Origin of the sequence: Geobacter sp. DSM 9736 (assembly GCF_900187405.1) — a bacterium.
GTDB lineage: Bacteria > Desulfobacterota > Desulfuromonadia > Geobacterales > Geobacteraceae > DSM-9736.
Window position 1 is genome coordinate 3862639 of the sequence record NZ_LT896716.1, and the last position, 15436, is coordinate 3878074.

General features: G+C 54.6%; 17 protein-coding genes and 1 tRNA gene. 15 read left to right on the forward strand and 3 right to left on the reverse strand.

What is annotated here, in order from left to right:
* Positions 1–98: 98 nt before the first annotated feature.
* From rpoH to CFB04_RS17305, 3 genes are all read right to left on the reverse strand, one after another.
* On the reverse strand, positions 99–953 hold the full coding sequence (gene rpoH / locus CFB04_RS17295) for an RNA polymerase sigma factor RpoH (RefSeq protein WP_088536562.1): 855 nt from the start codon (positions 951–953) through the stop codon (positions 99–101).
* 110 nt (positions 954–1063) lie between these two features.
* The gene (locus CFB04_RS17300) at positions 1064–1531 is read right to left on the reverse strand and encodes a hypothetical protein (protein WP_088536563.1); all 468 of its coding nucleotides are present in this window, start codon (positions 1529–1531) and stop codon (positions 1064–1066) included.
* 114 nt (positions 1532–1645) lie between these two features.
* Entirely contained in the window at positions 1646–2293 is a 648-nt protein-coding gene (locus CFB04_RS17305; protein WP_088536900.1) for a response regulator, read from the reverse strand.
* Positions 2294–2394: 101 nt separating this feature from the next.
* On the opposite strand from CFB04_RS17305, the gene CFB04_RS17310 reads away from it, so the two are divergent.
* From CFB04_RS17310 to sppA, 15 genes are all read left to right on the forward strand, one after another.
* Entirely contained in the window at positions 2395–3003 is a 609-nt protein-coding gene (locus CFB04_RS17310) for a hypothetical protein (RefSeq protein ID WP_157698827.1), read from the forward strand.
* 114 nt (positions 3004–3117) lie between these two features.
* Positions 3118–4191: a branched-chain amino acid aminotransferase gene (locus tag CFB04_RS17315; protein ID WP_088536565.1), complete on the forward strand. Its 1074-nt coding sequence runs from the start codon at positions 3118–3120 to the stop codon at positions 4189–4191.
* 908 nt (positions 4192–5099) lie between these two features.
* Positions 5100–7691: an ATP-dependent chaperone ClpB gene (gene clpB / locus CFB04_RS17330; RefSeq protein WP_088536568.1), complete on the forward strand. Its 2592-nt coding sequence runs from the start codon at positions 5100–5102 to the stop codon at positions 7689–7691.
* 135 nt (positions 7692–7826) lie between these two features.
* Positions 7827–8363: a hypothetical protein gene (locus CFB04_RS17335; protein ID WP_088536569.1), complete on the forward strand. Its 537-nt coding sequence runs from the start codon at positions 7827–7829 to the stop codon at positions 8361–8363.
* Between the two features lie 45 nt (positions 8364–8408).
* Entirely contained in the window at positions 8409–8789 is a 381-nt protein-coding gene (locus CFB04_RS17340; RefSeq protein WP_088536570.1) for a hypothetical protein, read from the forward strand.
* Positions 8790–8835: 46 nt separating this feature from the next.
* A complete protein-coding gene (ispE, locus tag CFB04_RS17345) occupies positions 8836–9678 on the forward strand; it encodes a 4-(cytidine 5'-diphospho)-2-C-methyl-D-erythritol kinase (protein ID WP_088536571.1) in 843 nt (280 codons plus the stop codon).
* Between the two features lie 54 nt (positions 9679–9732).
* Positions 9733–9807 (forward strand) — tRNA-Gln (locus CFB04_RS17350).
* A 92-nt stretch (positions 9808–9899) separates the two neighbouring features.
* Positions 9900–10844, forward strand: coding sequence for a ribose-phosphate pyrophosphokinase (locus tag CFB04_RS17355; protein WP_088536901.1), 945 nt, complete (start codon positions 9900–9902; stop codon positions 10842–10844).
* A gap of 43 nt (positions 10845–10887) precedes the next feature.
* Positions 10888–11475: a 50S ribosomal protein L25 gene (locus tag CFB04_RS17360; protein ID WP_088536572.1), complete on the forward strand. Its 588-nt coding sequence runs from the start codon at positions 10888–10890 to the stop codon at positions 11473–11475.
* 18 nt (positions 11476–11493) lie between these two features.
* Positions 11494–12072 carry an aminoacyl-tRNA hydrolase gene (gene pth, locus CFB04_RS17365; RefSeq protein WP_088536573.1) on the forward strand — a complete coding sequence of 193 codons (579 nt, stop codon included), beginning with the start codon at positions 11494–11496 and terminating at the stop codon, positions 12070–12072.
* 148 nt (positions 12073–12220) lie between these two features.
* Positions 12221–12598, forward strand: a complete 378-nt coding sequence (gene rpsF, locus CFB04_RS17370; protein WP_088536574.1) for a 30S ribosomal protein S6 — start codon at positions 12221–12223, stop codon at positions 12596–12598.
* Positions 12599–12619: 21 nt separating this feature from the next.
* Positions 12620–12895, forward strand: a complete 276-nt coding sequence (gene rpsR / locus CFB04_RS17375; RefSeq protein WP_088536575.1) for a 30S ribosomal protein S18 — start codon at positions 12620–12622, stop codon at positions 12893–12895.
* Positions 12896–12908: 13 nt separating this feature from the next.
* The gene (locus tag CFB04_RS17380) at positions 12909–13844 is read left to right on the forward strand and encodes a YybS family protein (protein ID WP_088536576.1); all 936 of its coding nucleotides are present in this window, start codon (positions 12909–12911) and stop codon (positions 13842–13844) included.
* A gap of 28 nt (positions 13845–13872) precedes the next feature.
* Positions 13873–14319, forward strand: coding sequence for a 50S ribosomal protein L9 (rplI, locus tag CFB04_RS17385; protein ID WP_088536577.1), 447 nt, complete (start codon positions 13873–13875; stop codon positions 14317–14319).
* 134 nt (positions 14320–14453) lie between these two features.
* Positions 14454–15419 (forward strand): signal peptide peptidase SppA, encoded by a 966-nt coding sequence (gene sppA, locus CFB04_RS17390; protein WP_088536578.1) that lies wholly within the window; start codon positions 14454–14456, stop codon positions 15417–15419.
* Positions 15420–15436: the final 17 nt, after the last annotated feature.

The following is a 15436-nucleotide window of genomic DNA, read 5'->3' on the forward strand; positions in this document are numbered from 1 at the left end:
GAAGAGATAGGGGCTAGGCAGTAAGCCGCCTCGTTTGATCGATGGGATACCGGAAGAGTTTGGGAGCGGAGGGTCTTCTGCTCCACTCCCGGAGACCGTCAGGCAGGAAGGGCTCGCTGGACAAATGGAGCTAGAGCTGTCTTCATTTTCTTCAGGGCCCCCTCTTCGATCTGTCGAACCCTTTCCCGTGAGATCGAAAAGTGATCTGCTATTTCCTGAAGGGTTCTGGGATTGTCGGAACTAACCCGGTTTTCGATGATGTAGCGCTCCTTTTCATTCAGGCGATCTAGTGCCTGTCCGATTTCTCTTTGCAGGAGCGCGGCTTCCTGGAGATCAGCAAGCTGCTCTTCCTGGTTCATGCCATCATCAACTAGGTTCTCGATCAGCGAGAGGCCTTCGCCGTCGGCCACTTCAGCATTAAGGGAAAATTCGCCTCTCAGCCGCTGGTCCATTTCGCGGACTTCTGATGCCTTCACGTCGAGCGCGCTTGCTGTAGTTTCGGCATCATCCTCGCCGAACATGTTCATAACGGCATCTTTGGCCTGCCCAAGCTTGAAAAATAGCTTGCGCTGAGCTTGTGTCGTCCCGATCTTGAGCAGGCTCCACGCTGATATGATGTGGTTCTGGATGTAGGCACGTATCCACCATACCGCGTACGATATCAGCCTGAACCCCTTGTAGGGGTTGAATTTCTTGACCGCCATCATCAGACCCACATTCCCTTCCTGGATCAGATCGAGCATTTTCATCCCGTATGCCCTGTACTCCGCTGCTATTTTTACTACGAAACGGAGATTCGATGTGATCAGTCTGTGGGCCGCTTCCAGGTCTTTCTCTTCATAATATCTTATGGCCAGTCCTCGCTCCTCCTCTGCTGACAGCACGGGAAACCTGCGTATTTCAGCGAGGTAGAGGCTCAAACTATCGGCTACAACAGGCAGAGACATACTCATTTCGATCTTTCCTCCTCGGCCTTCAGGTGAGCTGCGTTAGCACTCATCGTCATTGACTGCTAATACTTTAACAAGTCTGTCATGTGATTTCAAGGGGGTATGAGAGGTTGTTACTTTTTTTGAAACATGAGAACGGTCAGTTCAGGCCGTTCAGGGGCATAGGCGAAAGTTATGCGGGTTGTGCCGTCTTGCCAGAGATAGGAAATTAGATGGGGGGCTGATGAGCGGTCGATCAGGCCGGAGCCGTACTGTTTAATGCATTGTTTCAGAATTGTTTCGACTCCGACGTTCTTGACGTAAGCCCCACTGAAGGTAACCGAGACGGCATTAAGTCCAGCCTTTTCAAAACCGAAAGTGCGCTGACGCATCATCTGGTTTGGATTAGCCTGGATGTAGACGAATTGGTCACCTATCTTACCTAGTGTGCCGTTGCGGTATGCCTGGGAGATTGCGTGGACGTCGGTGCCCCACCTGACGCCGGCGTATCCGGGGAAAAGTCGTGCTGAAAAAGCGGGCGATATTTCGAAGGTAGTCAACGCGAGCAGCAAAAACAAAAATGAGAGGAAGCTTTTTATCACTGCCGTTGCCCCTGTATGAAACTGATTAAGCACGAAAAGAATAGAGGATTGATAAAAAGGATGTCAAGGTTTACCCGATGAAGGCCGGCTCATGGTGCTGCTGAAATTCTACCTCTACAGTTGTCTCAGGTCGATCATTTCTTCCCCGAGCAGGTATTCGGTCCGTGCTGCTTGGGAGGCTGTTGCAAACCTACCGACGATCTGCCGAATCTTCTCAAGTTCATCCCGAATCTGCGATAGATAGGCGCTTGCAGTTGCGTGGGCGGCAACTTCTTTTCCAGCCAGATGTAAGAGGCCGAAAATGGTGGTCATGGGATTGTTCAGTTCATGGCTTAGTGCAATCGCCATTTCGCGCAGTAGTTTCAGCCGTTCCAGTTCCACCGCCATCCGCTTTTCACGTCGGGATGCGAGATGAAGGTTGATACGTGCCAGAAGCTCGCCGGGGTAGAAGGGTTTGACAACGTAGTCGTCCGCTCCCGCCTCGAATCCCCTCACCTTCTCCCGTCCCGTGTCGAGAGATGTAAGGAAAATGACTGGTATACCGCGGGTCTCTTCATGTTCCTTCAGCATTCGGCAAACCTCATACCCGTCCACATCGGGCAGATTGATGTCAAGGAGAATAAGGTCTACAGGTTCTGCCAGTGCTGCGGTCAAGCCGGATAGCCCTTCCGCTTCCACCGTCAGGCGGTAGCACCCACCGAGGATGTCTCGCAACTGGGCTTGGGCCACCTGGCTGTCTTCTATCAGTAGGATATGTTCCATCGGTTCATCCGGAGCGAAAATTTTTCCGGCCATTTTTAGTCCCTTTGGCTCTCATGTCAAGGGAGATTGACGGAGGCGCAAGACTGGATGCTGCATAAGGCATGCAGATGTGGTATACACACTACATGGCTTCTTCAACAACATATGATGTTGTCTCTCCTGCGCGTCTTAGGGCTGCAGGATGGCTCTCCATGGGCGCTTCCTTCCTCACGCTCCCCTGGTTCCTCTTTACGTATTTGGCCGAAGGACGAGGAGATGCCTCCATAAAAGGCGCTGAAGCCTTGATGCTGGTGGGTCGGCTGGCGCTCTTGATCTACGTTCTTCTCGTTTTTCAGCAACTGCTCAACAAACATTATGCTTTTACGGGTGCCAACAAGACCATATCCCTCTTTATACAGGCGTCCACCATCCAGGTCGCTGCCCGATTACTAGCTCTCGCCGTGCCCGAGCTTGCTGACGCAGTCGCTCTTTTCGGTTTGATCATGCTCGTGATTATCGGAGTGATTCATCTGATGTTCGGCATCTGGCTTCTCTATCTCCCGGCGAGCCTGGGCGGTATGCACCGTCCGTTCTGCTATCTCAACATCGCCACCGGCCTTGCCTTTGCCTCAATCGTACTGCTGCCGGTCGGAATGCTCACGAGCACGATTGCAGACCTGATGCTCGGTACTATATTACTTCAGACTGCACGGCTGCCCCGGCTCACCTGAGCTGCCTCTTCAACGTCCCCCGGATATTTTCAAAATTCTTGCCCCTCTCTCTGAATCATGGTAGATGTTGACGATATTTTCCCGCACCCGCGCGGCACAAGGAGGTTGTAGCAGATGGACATCACGGTGCTCCCCCTCCCGGAGGAGAAGAAAAAATCAAAGTACGACGATGAGTCGAAGCTCGGCTTTGGCAGAATTTTCACTGACCGGATGCTGGTTGCCGAATGGAAGGCAGGCCAGGGATGGGTCGATGCCAGAATCCAGCCCTACGCGCCATTCATGCTTGATCCGGCGTGCCTCGTCCTGCATTATGCGCAGGAGATCTTCGAAGGGTTGAAGGCTTACCGGTGGAAGGATGATAAGATCGCCCTTTTCCGGCCTGAGATGAATGCACGCCGCTTCAACCTCTCAGCGGAGCGGATGTGCATGCCGGAGGTGCCGGAAGAGCTGTTTCTTAAAGGAATCGAACAGCTGGTGAGCCTTGAGCGGGAGTGGGTGCCTTCTAGCGAGGGGACATCCCTTTATATTCGGCCCACTCTCATCGCAGTAGAACCGGTACTTGGGGTTAAACCCTCGGATCACTATTTCTTCTATGTCATCATGTCTCCGGTAGGTGCCTACTACCCTGCGGGATTCAATCCGATAAAGATCCTGGTGGAGGATCATTATGTTCGCGCCGTACCCGGTGGGACCGGCGAAGCCAAGACTGGCGGCAACTACGCCAGTTCCCTCAAGGCGGCGCTGGAAGCCAAGAAAAAAGGGTTCGACCAGGTGCTGTGGCTTGATGGTGTATCGAAGCAGTTCGTTGAAGAGGTAGGTGCGATGAACATGCTGTTCGCTTATGGGAATCGCGTGGTCACATCTCCCCTGACGGGTTCCATTCTGAACGGAGTAACAAGAGATTCAGTCCTGAAGCTGGCGGGTACGCTTGGTTTTACGGTGGAGGAGCGGCAGCTGGACATTAATGAGCTGCTGAACGATATCAGCTCCGGCCGCATCACCGAAGCTTTCGGCAGCGGTACTGCTGCAGTCATAACCCCTGTGGGAGCGCTAAATTTCAAGGAGAAGACTTATACGGTGGCGGACGGAGGAGTCGGTTCCATCACCCGTAAGCTCTACGATACGCTCACGGGGATTCAGTACGGCAAGGTCGCCGATACATTTGGCTGGATCCGGAAGATCTCCTGATCGATTAAAGGGCCCCATCTTGGGGCCTTCTTCATTCATAAGTACTTTACATGATCATCAAGCCGAAGCTTAACAAGCTGTGCGTTTCCTGCCGGCGTAAATGCAAGCAACCAGCCACTGTACTGATTGCTTCATGTCCCCGTTACTACCAGGGGCCCAAGATAAAGGAATGTACCTGGAAACAGCTGGAGTTGCCACTGAAGTAGAGGGGGCAGGCTGTGGTACCGTTATGGACATAAGCTGCGCCGGCAGTGGTTGCTGCCTTGCCGCATATGCTGAACGGGCAATGAATTGGTGGCGGAAGGCCTCGCAAACATGCGAAGGAGCTTGGCCACAGGAGTGCCGCAGCTGTGGTAAATGCATAAGGGAGTACTTGTCAAGCTAACCATTGCTGACCGTGCCTGGGTCATTGGCGCTCCCACAAACCCTTCTGGCGAGGCTTTGCAGCTTGCGTCTGGCGTATTGCAGCTTGAGGAGCCTGCGCAACCGCCGTCCGTTCCCCGGCCGGTTCCTGCCGTTGGTACAAAGCCTGCTCAACATTGATTCCGCCGCTCCTCAACTCCCTAAAAGCGGCCTTTCCAATTGTGCCTACTTCAGCACATCCTGCTGCTGTTATCAAAAGCACCGCCAACCCCCAAAGCCTCATCATCGTTTTACCCTCCATTTTATCGTATTGCGAATTACCATTTTCGTGCCATCTGCTGGGGCTGTAATTTCGCACCTTTACCGCTGGGAGGCTTCATAGGTTTGGCCGAAAAATGAACAGTGATCCGTGTTCCGGACTCTGGGCAAGCAACGTGGGTGACGCGGTAGGCTTTATTTCTGGAACAACACGGTCTCTTCCTTGACACTTAAAGGGGCCGTGCCTATGTTCTCTTATAGGATGAGGTAACAAAAAGGAGCCGCATATGATCAGAGCTGACAAGATGACAATAAAGGCACAGGAGGCGTTGGCAGGGGCCCAGGAGGCTGCCGGACGTCTCGGCAATGGTGCCATTGAGGCGGAGCACCTGCTTCTGTCGCTGCTCGAACAAGAGGGGGGGCTGGTACCGGCGCTGCTTCAGAAAATCGGGGCCAACACCGCATACGTTCAGAACAAGGTCGACGCCTCACTTAAGAGGCTTCCGCAGGCGAGCGGGGCGACGATGCAGGTTTATCTTTCCCCTGGTTTGAACCGCCTGCTCGACCAGGCACAGAAAGAGGCCGACACACTCAGGGACAGTTTCGTTTCAACCGAGCACCTACTGATGGCAATGTCCTCTGACAAAGGTAGCGAAGCTGGACGCATTCTCGCCGACAACGGCGTGACGAGAGACGCGATTCTTTCCGCACTCAAGGACATTCGAGGTGACGAGAAAGTAACAGATCAAAATCCTGAGGAAAAATACCAGGCGCTGGCAAAGTACGCCCGTGATCTTACCGAACTGGCGAGACGTGGCAAGCTCGACCCGGTAATCGGACGTGACGATGAGATACGTCGAGTGATCCAGGTACTTTCACGGCGCACCAAGAACAATCCCGTCCTCATCGGTGAGCCGGGGGTAGGGAAAACTGCTATTGTGGAAGGGCTTGCCCAGCGCATTGTTTCTGGTGATGTACCGGAAACTCTCAAGAACAAGCGGTTGGCTGCGCTGGATATGGGGGCGCTCATAGCCGGGGCCAAATACCGCGGAGAATTCGAGGACAGGCTTAAGGCAGTAATCAAGGAGGTGGTGAAATCGGAAGGGGGCGTCATTCTATTCATAGACGAGCTTCATACCCTCGTCGGCGCAGGTGCCGCCGAAGGGGCAATGGACGCCTCCAACATGCTGAAACCTGCCCTTGCCCGGGGAGAGCTGCATTGCATCGGTGCTACGACTCTCAACGAGTATCGAAAGTATATAGAGAAGGATGCTGCCCTGGAGCGGCGTTTCCAGCAGGTGTATACTGGGGAGCCTTCGGTGGAGGACACGATTGCCATCTTGCGCGGCCTCAAGGAGAAGTACGAGACCTATCATGGAACGCGCATTCAAGACAGTGCCATCATTGCGGCTGCAACGTTATCCGACCGCTATATTACCGACCGCTTCCTGCCGGACAAGGCTATCGACCTGATTGACGAAGCCGCCTCAAGATTGAGAATCGAGATCGATTCGATGCCGACTGAGGTGGATGAGGTAGAGCGAAAAATCATCCAACTGGAGATCGAAAAGCAGGCGCTCCTGCGTGAGCAGGATCCTCACGCTCGGGAGCGGCTCAATAAGCTGGCGGATGAGCTTGAGTCACTGAAGACCCAGTCGGTAGCTTTGAAAGCCCATTGGCAGCAGGAGAAGGAGATCATCGCGCAGTTGCGGGACCTTAAGCAGCGCCTCGAAGACAAGAAGGAGGAGGCGAAGCGGGCCGAGCGGGAAGGTAATCTGGGGCGTACCGCTGAAATCCGATATGGCGAGATTCCTTCCATAGAAAACGAGATGGAGGAAAAGAACCTTCGCCTTGCCGAGGCACAAAAGGAGGGCAAGATGCTCCCCGAGGAGGTAGATGGGGAGATGATCGCCGAGATTGTGGCCAAGTGGACCGGAATTCCCGTGAGCCGGATGATGGAGGGTGAAGCCGAGAAGCTACTGAAGATGGAGGAGCGGCTAAAAAGCCGCGTGGTCGGGCAGGACGAGGCTCTCGGTCTGGTTGCCAATGCCGTAAGACGGGCAAGGGCAGGTTTGTCCGAACCGAATCGTCCAATCGGTTCTTTCATATTTCTCGGACCTACCGGGGTCGGCAAGACAGAGACCGCCAAAGCGCTTGCACAATTCCTTTTTGACGACGACCAGTCAGTCGTGCGAATTGACATGAGCGAGTATCAGGAGAAGCATACAGTTGCGCGGCTCATAGGCGCTCCGCCGGGTTACGTGGGGTACGAGGAAGGGGGGCAGCTCACCGAAGCCGTCAGGCGACGTCCGTACAGCATCATTCTCTTCGACGAGATTGAGAAGGCGCACCCTGAGGTTTTCAACGTGCTCCTGCAGGTGCTTGACGATGGCAGGCTCACCGACGGCCAGGGGAGGACTGTCGATTTTCGGAATACAGTAATTATCATGACGAGCAATCTCGGTTCGCAGGCCATTCAGCAGTACGGTTCAGATTACGGGCGGATGCGGAATATCGTGACGGATACGCTCAAGGAGAATTTCAAGCCGGAGTTCCTCAACCGCATCGACGAGGTCGTGATTTATCACGCTCTTCCCCTCGAACAGATCAAGAGGATCGTTGATATCCAGGTCCATGGGCTTCAGCAGCGGCTTGCGGAGCGCCACATCAGCCTGGAGATAACCGAAAAGGCCCGAGCTCTTCTTGCCCGGGAGGGATATGATCCGGCTTATGGAGCGCGGCCTCTAAAGCGGACACTCCAGCGAAAGGTGCAGGATCCGCTTGCCCTAATGCTCCTGGAGGGGAAGTTTGCCGAGAAGGATACTGTTCTCGTCGATGTCGACATGCAGGGTGAAACGCTGGTGATCATGAAGAAATAAGCTTGGCAGCCATTAGCTTTCGTGGTAGAGAAGGGTTCGTTTTGGGAGGCATCTTTTCTGGTAATTGCAGCAGGTATGGAACCTGCCACCCGCTGTGGACTGCATTTTCGTCCGGGTGCCCCCAGCCGGATATCTATGGACTTCTCTCTTCAGGCAGCGCGGCATGCTGCCGGTTTGGCGCTGGCGGTAGTTCTCGCTCTTGCTTACCGCAGGGCAGGGCGTGGCGGGCCGTTCTGGCTTGTCCTTAGCAGGCTTCCCGGAACACTGCTCCATGAAGGAGCACATTTTGCGGTCGGGTTTTTGACCGGTGGTCGTCCTACCGGTTTTACGGTTCTTCCAAAGTCTCGTTCGTACCGGAATGGTAACGGGGAGATCCGGAGAGAATGGGTGCTAGGGTCTGTTACCTTGTCCAGGCCGGGCGCTATTTCCTCGCTACCGACAGCCCTGGCGCCCCTGCTTCTCTTGTTCGTCGCGTGGTACGTTTTTCGCCACTGGTTCGAGTGGTTCCCATCGGATCTGTATCATACCCTGACACTGTACGGAATCATGTTCTGCTTCTGCTGTGGGGCCATTCCGTCCGCTCAGGACGTTAGGGCAGGCTGCTACAGTCTTGCCGGCCTGCTACTGTATGTGGCGCTTGCTGCTGCAGCAGCCTTTTTTCTATGCCCGTAAATTCCCCTTCCGGGATCTATTAAAAGAAGAAAAGGAGTCATGCCCATGGCCGACAAGCCGGAAGTTACCTTCAAATACGTTTTTTCTTACAACTACAACCCCGTCTATGTGAACGGTGCCCACGGCGGTGTCTCTCCCCGCGGAGAGATCGTAGTCAACTTCTATCTGGAGCGCCCGGCGCTTCCTAACTCGATTACTCATGAGATCAACCCCAACGGCACCATCGGCAGCGAGACCGCCCAGGAACCGGAAGATCTTAAGAACAGCCTGGTACGTTTCGTGAGTGATGGGGTAATTCTCAACTATGAGAGTGCTAGGAACATTCACCACTGGCTGGGGGAACGGATCAAGGAACTGGAAGCGATAGAGCGGGCAAAGGCGAACCTTCAGTTCGGTCAGGAGCCTTCCGGTGGCGTAACCCATTGATGCTGCTAACCTGGTGTCGTTGTACTTGTACTACCGTGAGGACGAGATGAGGAGTATCGAACTTACCGCTCCGGCGAAAATCAATTTCCGCCTCGACGTGCTACGGCGACGCCCGGATGGTTACCATGACCTGCGCATGATCATGCAGCGCATAGACCTGTGTGACCGCCTGTCGATCGCTCTCACCGATGAGCCGGGCATTCGTGTTACCTGCGGGCGTGAGGGGGTTCCCGATGGCCCCGGCAACATAGCCTGGCGTGCAGCTTCTGTGCTTCTGGAACTGTCGGGAAAGCCAGGGGGGGTGGGAATTGACATTGTGAAGAATATCCCCGTCGCAGCCGGCCTCGGTGGAGGCAGCAGCGACTGTGCCACAGTTCTGGCTGGGCTGAACGATCTTTTGGAGCTGGGGCTTTCTTCAGAAATGCTCATGGAGATAGGGGTCGGGCTTGGGGCGGATGTTCCATTTTTCCTTTATGGGCAGACGGCCATTGCTGAAGGAATAGGTGAGCGTCTTTCTCCTGTAACCGTGCCGGCCGGTATATGGCTCGTGCTCGTAAACCCGAACGTGCCAGTCTCTACGGCCTGGGTCTACCAAAATTTGCAATTGACAAAGAGGGATGAGGAGCCTATACTTCCCTGCTTCTACGGCAGCATAAACGACATCTGTACTGTTCTCGGGAACGACTTGGAGTCGGTAACGATTCCCCGCTACCCGGTCATAGCAGAGATAAAAAAGCGGCTGCTGGGAGCCGGGGCCCGCGCAGCTCTCATGTCGGGAAGTGGTCCTACTGTGTTCGGCATTTTTGATGATGAGGCTGCTGCCCGCGCGGCATCCGGCATCTTGGCCGAGAATGGCCAGTGGTTTGTAGTTCCGACGAGGACGCTATAACTGTAGTTCTAGAGGTATTTTCGGTTTTAACGAAGGAGCAGGTCGGTTGTGCATTGGGGCGTCGCCAAGCGGTAAGGCACCGGATTTTGATTCCGGCACTCCCAGGTTCGAATCCTGGCGCCCCAGCCAGTATCAATAATGCAGGGAAAGGTAGAGATGCGGCCGGAGGGCCGGTCTCAGTGAGATTCTATCTTTCGATTGCTTCGGGGAAATTGAGGTTTATGGAAAACAAGATCAGGGTCTTCAGCGGCAATTCCAACACATCTCTGACCGAGAAAATCTGCTCAAGTCTCAAGGTTCCGGTGGGCGCGGCGAAGGTAAAGACCTTTTCCGACGGTGAAATAATGGTGGAAATAGGCGAAAACGTCAGGGGACGTGATATTTACGTCGTCCAGTCTACCTGCTGCCCAACCAACAACAACCTGATGGAGCTCCTCATCATGGTGGACGCCCTGAAGAGAGCCTCCGCGGCGACCATCACGGCAGTCATCCCCTATTACGGCTATGCCCGTCAGGACAGGAAGGTTGCCCCCAGAACACCGATTTCCTCCAAGCTTGTCGCTGATCTCATCACAACTGCCGGCACCGACCGCGTCGTGACTGTCGACCTCCATGCCGGCCAGATACAGGGCTTTTTCAACATCCCCGTCGATAACCTTTATGCTGCACCGGTCATTCTAGAATACCTCCGCAGGCGGTTTACAGACCAGCCGATCGTGATGGTCTCTCCTGATGCCGGAGGAACCGAGCGCGCTCGCGCGTATGCAAAACGCCTTGGCTGCAGCCTTGCAATCATAGACAAGCGAAGGACCGGCCCCAACGTCGCCGAAGTGATGCACCTCATAGGGGACGTGAAGGGCAAGATTGCGATTATTCTTGATGACATGATAGACACCGCAGGCACACTTACTCAGGCAGCAAACGCGCTCAAGGAGCATGGTGCCAGCGCGATTTATGCCTGCGCGACACATGGGGTGCTTTCCGGTCCTGCTATCGACCGTATCGAGGCTTCTGCCATCGAAGAGGTGGTCATCACCGATACCATTCCCCTTGGGGCGAAGGTTGATCCCGCCGGGAAGATCAAGGTGCTGTCGGTTGCTGAGTTGCTGGCGGAGGCGATCCGCCGGATCCACCAGGACGAATCGGTTAGTTCGCTCTTCGTGTGACAGTCCGTCGCGCCAAATAAATTCAAACGACATCGGAGGATGTATGGATCAGCAGAGAGTGGTGAACATCGAAATACGGGAGCAGACCGGCAAGGGTGTCAGCAGGCAGCTTCGCAGTAAAGGGCTCGTGCCGGCGGTTGTTTACGGCAAAGGCATAGACCCTGTGCCCGTTTCTCTTAATCCGAAGGAGCTCGTCGCTGCCATAGCCGCCGGGGGGGGGCAGAACACCCTTCTTACCCTCAAAGGTGGGGGAAGCCTCGACGGCAACATGGCCATCATTGCAGACATGTTCCTCGATCCGCTCAAGAACACACTCCGTCATGTGGACCTGCATCGGGTAAATCTTGCCGAGAAGGTGCGCGTGGAGGTTAAGATCAATCTGATGGGTACTGCAGCCGGGGTGAAGGAGGGAGGTCTTCTGGACTTCACCATGCATGCTGTGGAGATTGAATGTCTCCCGACGCAGATCCCGGAGCATATCGATGTCGACATCACCGATCTCGCCCTTGGCCACTCCGTTCATGTGGGAGACCTGCAGCTTGCTTCAGGGGTAAAGCTCCTTACCGACCCGCGGGCATCGGTGGTGAGTGTTCTGGGGAAAGCCAAGGAAGAAGCGCCGTCGGCTGAATAGCCCCCAGCGCTGTGGACGATGGCTGCAAAACTTATCGTTGGGCTGGGTAATCCCGGCACAAAGTACCTATGGACCCGCCACAACGCGGGTTTCATGGTTTTGGACCGACTGGCACAGGAAGCGGGTATACAAGTCACCCGCAAGAGCTTTTCCGGAATGTTTGGTGAGGGGGACTACCGCGGGAACCGGCTCCTGCTTCTGAAACCCCAGACATTCATGAACCTTTCCGGGCGCTCGGTGCAAGAGGCCATGCAATTCTACAAGTTGTCCCCTTCCGATCTTCTCGTAATCCATGACGAGCTTGATATCCCTTTCGGCAAGATCAAGCTCAAGGAGGGGGGAGGGCATGGCGGCCACAACGGATTGCGGTCTCTGCAGCAGCATCTTGGCGGGAGGCAATTCGCACGTGTCCGTGTGGGCATAGGCAGGCCGGAGGATGGAGATGCGGCGGATTACGTCCTTAGTCCTTTCCGAAAGGAAGAGCTTTCCTCTCTCCCTCGGCTGCTGGATGGAGTCGTAGAGCTTCTCGAGATGGTCCTTGCAGAGGGGTTGCCGAAAGCGATGAGCCTGTTTAATAACCGTGATCTCCTTGTCTAATGCAAATACCGCTTTGTGCGTCATAATTCTCTTGTAAAGCATCTAGGCCTTGTAGTAAAAATATCAGTTTCCGTGAGCAGCCATCCGGCTGTTCAAGCTCCTTGCTCCGGGTCGGACCGGGGCTAATAACCGTGAGGAGGAAGTATCTATGAACAGGATGTACGAGACGATATTCATCGTCCAGCCTGATCTCGCCGACGAGGACCTCAAATCTCTCGCCGCCAAGGTTCAGGACGTAGTTGCCAGCTTCAAAGGAGATCTGAAGAAGCTGGAAGACTGGGGTATGCGCAAGCTCGCTTATCCGATCAACAAGGTCAGCCGCGGCCGGTACTATTACCTGCGCTTTGATGGCAGTGCCGCGCTCATTGCGGAACTGGAGAGGCGCTTGAGACTGGACGACAAGGTTATCCGTTACCAGAGCGTCAAGCTGGAAACCGAAACCGTGGCACCTGCAGCCGTTCCGGCCCCTGCTGAGCAGGAGCGTCCGGCAGAGCCGGCCGAAGCCCCGGCCGCCGAAACAGAATAAGACAACGGAGGTTGATCATAGATGAGCGACGAAAGAGCACCCCAAAGAAGTTCAGGCCCTCGGAAGAAGCGGCCGTTCCAGCGCAGGAAGGTTTGCCGGTTCTGCGCTGACAAGCAGGTTACCATCGATTACAAGGACCCCCGGACCCTGCGCTATTTCATAAGCGAGCGAGGCAAGATCATTCCCCGTCGTATCTCCGGAAACTGCTCCAAGCACCAGCGTGAGATAACGGAAGCCATCAAACGGGCCCGCAACATCGCCCTGCTGCCAATAGCAAGCGGACACGTCCTGCCCTAGCAGGTGTCCGTGCATGAGCTTTACCGGCAAAGAATATGTATTGGATGTAGGTAAGGGGAGCGTTGCAACATTAACGCTCTTCCTTGCCTTCGTCAGTCTCCCTATGGTGGGAATGTTGCCTGGCGCCTTTTCTCCCCTACCTGCAATCTTCTATACACTGAAAAGCGGCAGGCTGACCGGTATTGCAATAGTTTCCGTCACCACTGCAGTTCTCGCTGTGATGGGAGATGTGGCGTCGACGGCGCTGTATCTGCTTCAGAGCGGCTCGCTCGCCCTGCTTCTCTCGTTTTTTCTCTCAGCGGGGAAGGGTGCGGGGAGGTCGCTGGCCTATGCAGTGGCCATCAACCTGATGCTCGTAGTCGCATTTGCTGCGGGATACGGTGCCCTCCGTGGCTTAGATCTGGATTTGCAGGTGCAGAAAGGTGTCCAGGCGAGTATCGCGCAGACTGCATCATTCTACGAGAAGGCAGGGGTCAAGGGGGAAGAGCTCCAAACGTTGCGGCAGGGGATGGCCCAGGCGGGGGATGTGATCGGCAAGGTCTATCCTGCGCTGCTGATCATAAGCGTTGCCGTCATCGCCGGGATGAATATGCTGGTGCTCAGCCGGTTCTCGTCCCGGTTAAACGACCTGCGTGGGATCGGGCCATTCCGGGAGTTCCGAAACCCTGAGCCGCTCGTATGGGTGCTCATAGGTTCCGGCTTTGCACTGCTGCTCGATAACCCCCTTGTCGACAGGATCGCCCTGAATCTACTGATCGTGATCCTGTTCATGTATTTTCTACAGGGGCTGGCAATTACCTCTCACCTTTTTCACCGGTTCCGCGTATCCCTGTTTCTCAGGGTGATCTTTTACCTGTTGCTGACGGTACAACCCTATTTTGCAGTAGGGGTGGCCGTCGTCGGCATTTTCGACATATGGGGAAATTTCAGGACCCCAAAAACCACATAAACCTGTAACTCAGGCTAGGAGGAACGACATGAAGGTTATACTCAAAGAAAACATCGACACCCTGGGCCGTATCGGCGATATCGTGAAGGTTGCACCGGGCTATGCACGGAACTACCTTCTTCCGAAGGGGTTTGCCGCGGAGGCGAACCTGAAGAACACGAAGGCTCTGGAGCATGCGAAACGTCAGATGGAATACAAAAAGAACAAAGTCCTCGAGCAGGCAAGGCTGATTGCCGCTAAGGTCGAAGGCGCCAATCTGGTTCTTTCTCATGCAGCGGGAGAGGAAGGCAAGCTTTTTGGTTCTGTCACCAACATGGAACTAGCGGAAAAGCTTCAGGCGCTGGGGATTGATATCGACAGAAAAAAGATCACCCTGGCTGAGCCGATCAAGCAGGTTGGGGAGTACTCGGTTCCGGTAAAGGTTCACCCGGAAGTCACAGCTGCTCTTAAAGTAACTGTTTCCAAGGCTGAATAAGCAGTACACTTCTGTTTCACCGATAAAAAAGCAGCCGGTCTTATGCCGGCTGCTTTTTTTGTTGTTGCGCGCGGCGTTGTAGGGGCGCTGTTTATTGTTATTCTTTAGCATGATGATTGGATAGGAGGTGCCAGATGAAGATGTGCGTGCTTATTCTGCTGACTGCACTGCTGACGACGCTGACGGGTGGCTGTGCCTTCGTTAATGTAGAGATGCTCCGCTCAGCCTCTCCCCTTCAGGAGCGGACAGTGGAGGGGGACGGAAAGGCGAAGATCCTCGTGCTCGAAATAACAGGGGTTATTTCTGAGAAGGATCAGTCGGGTGGGCAACTTTTCGAGCCGAAACCCTCCCTTGTCTCGCATATTAAGGAATCGTTGCAGAAAGCTGAGAAGGACAAGGATGTGAAAGGGGTGATCCTCCGGATCAATTCTCCGGGAGGCACTGTCACGGCGAGCGACATCATATACCACGAACTGAACAATTTCAGAGCCAGGACCAAGATGCCCGTGCATGCCTGCATAATAGGTCTCGGGGCTTCCGGCGGTTATTATGTGGCAACTGCCGCAGATGAGATTACTATTCATCCCACAGCGGTGACCGGCAGCATCGGCGTTATGGTAATGAAGTTCAACGTCGAGGGACTGCTGTCTAAGGTGGGGGTCGGAGAAGAGACGATCAAGTCTGCCGACAAAAAGGATTTTTTCTCACCCTTTCGCCCTACGACCGCTGAAGAACTGCAGATAATGCAGACCATCATCGACAAGATGTACGGCAGGTTTATGGATGTCATAGAAGCCCGAAAGGGGAATCAGCTCGACAGGCAGCAGATTCGTGTTCTGGCCGACGGACGTGTCTATACCGCAGATCAGGCACTGGAGGGAAAGCTTGTAGACCGAATAGGCTATCTCGACGAAGTGATCGAAAGTATGAAGGCGTCGCTCGGGGTGAAGGAAGCCAAAGTGATCAGTTATTATCGTCGTGGCGGCTATAAAGAGACTATCTACTCAGGTGGCGGGATTCCTCAGTTCAACCTGATCAATATAAACGCAGGCCTGGACCTCCTCACGTCAACCGACTTTCTCTATCTCTGGAAGCCGTAGACCCTACAAAAAAGACG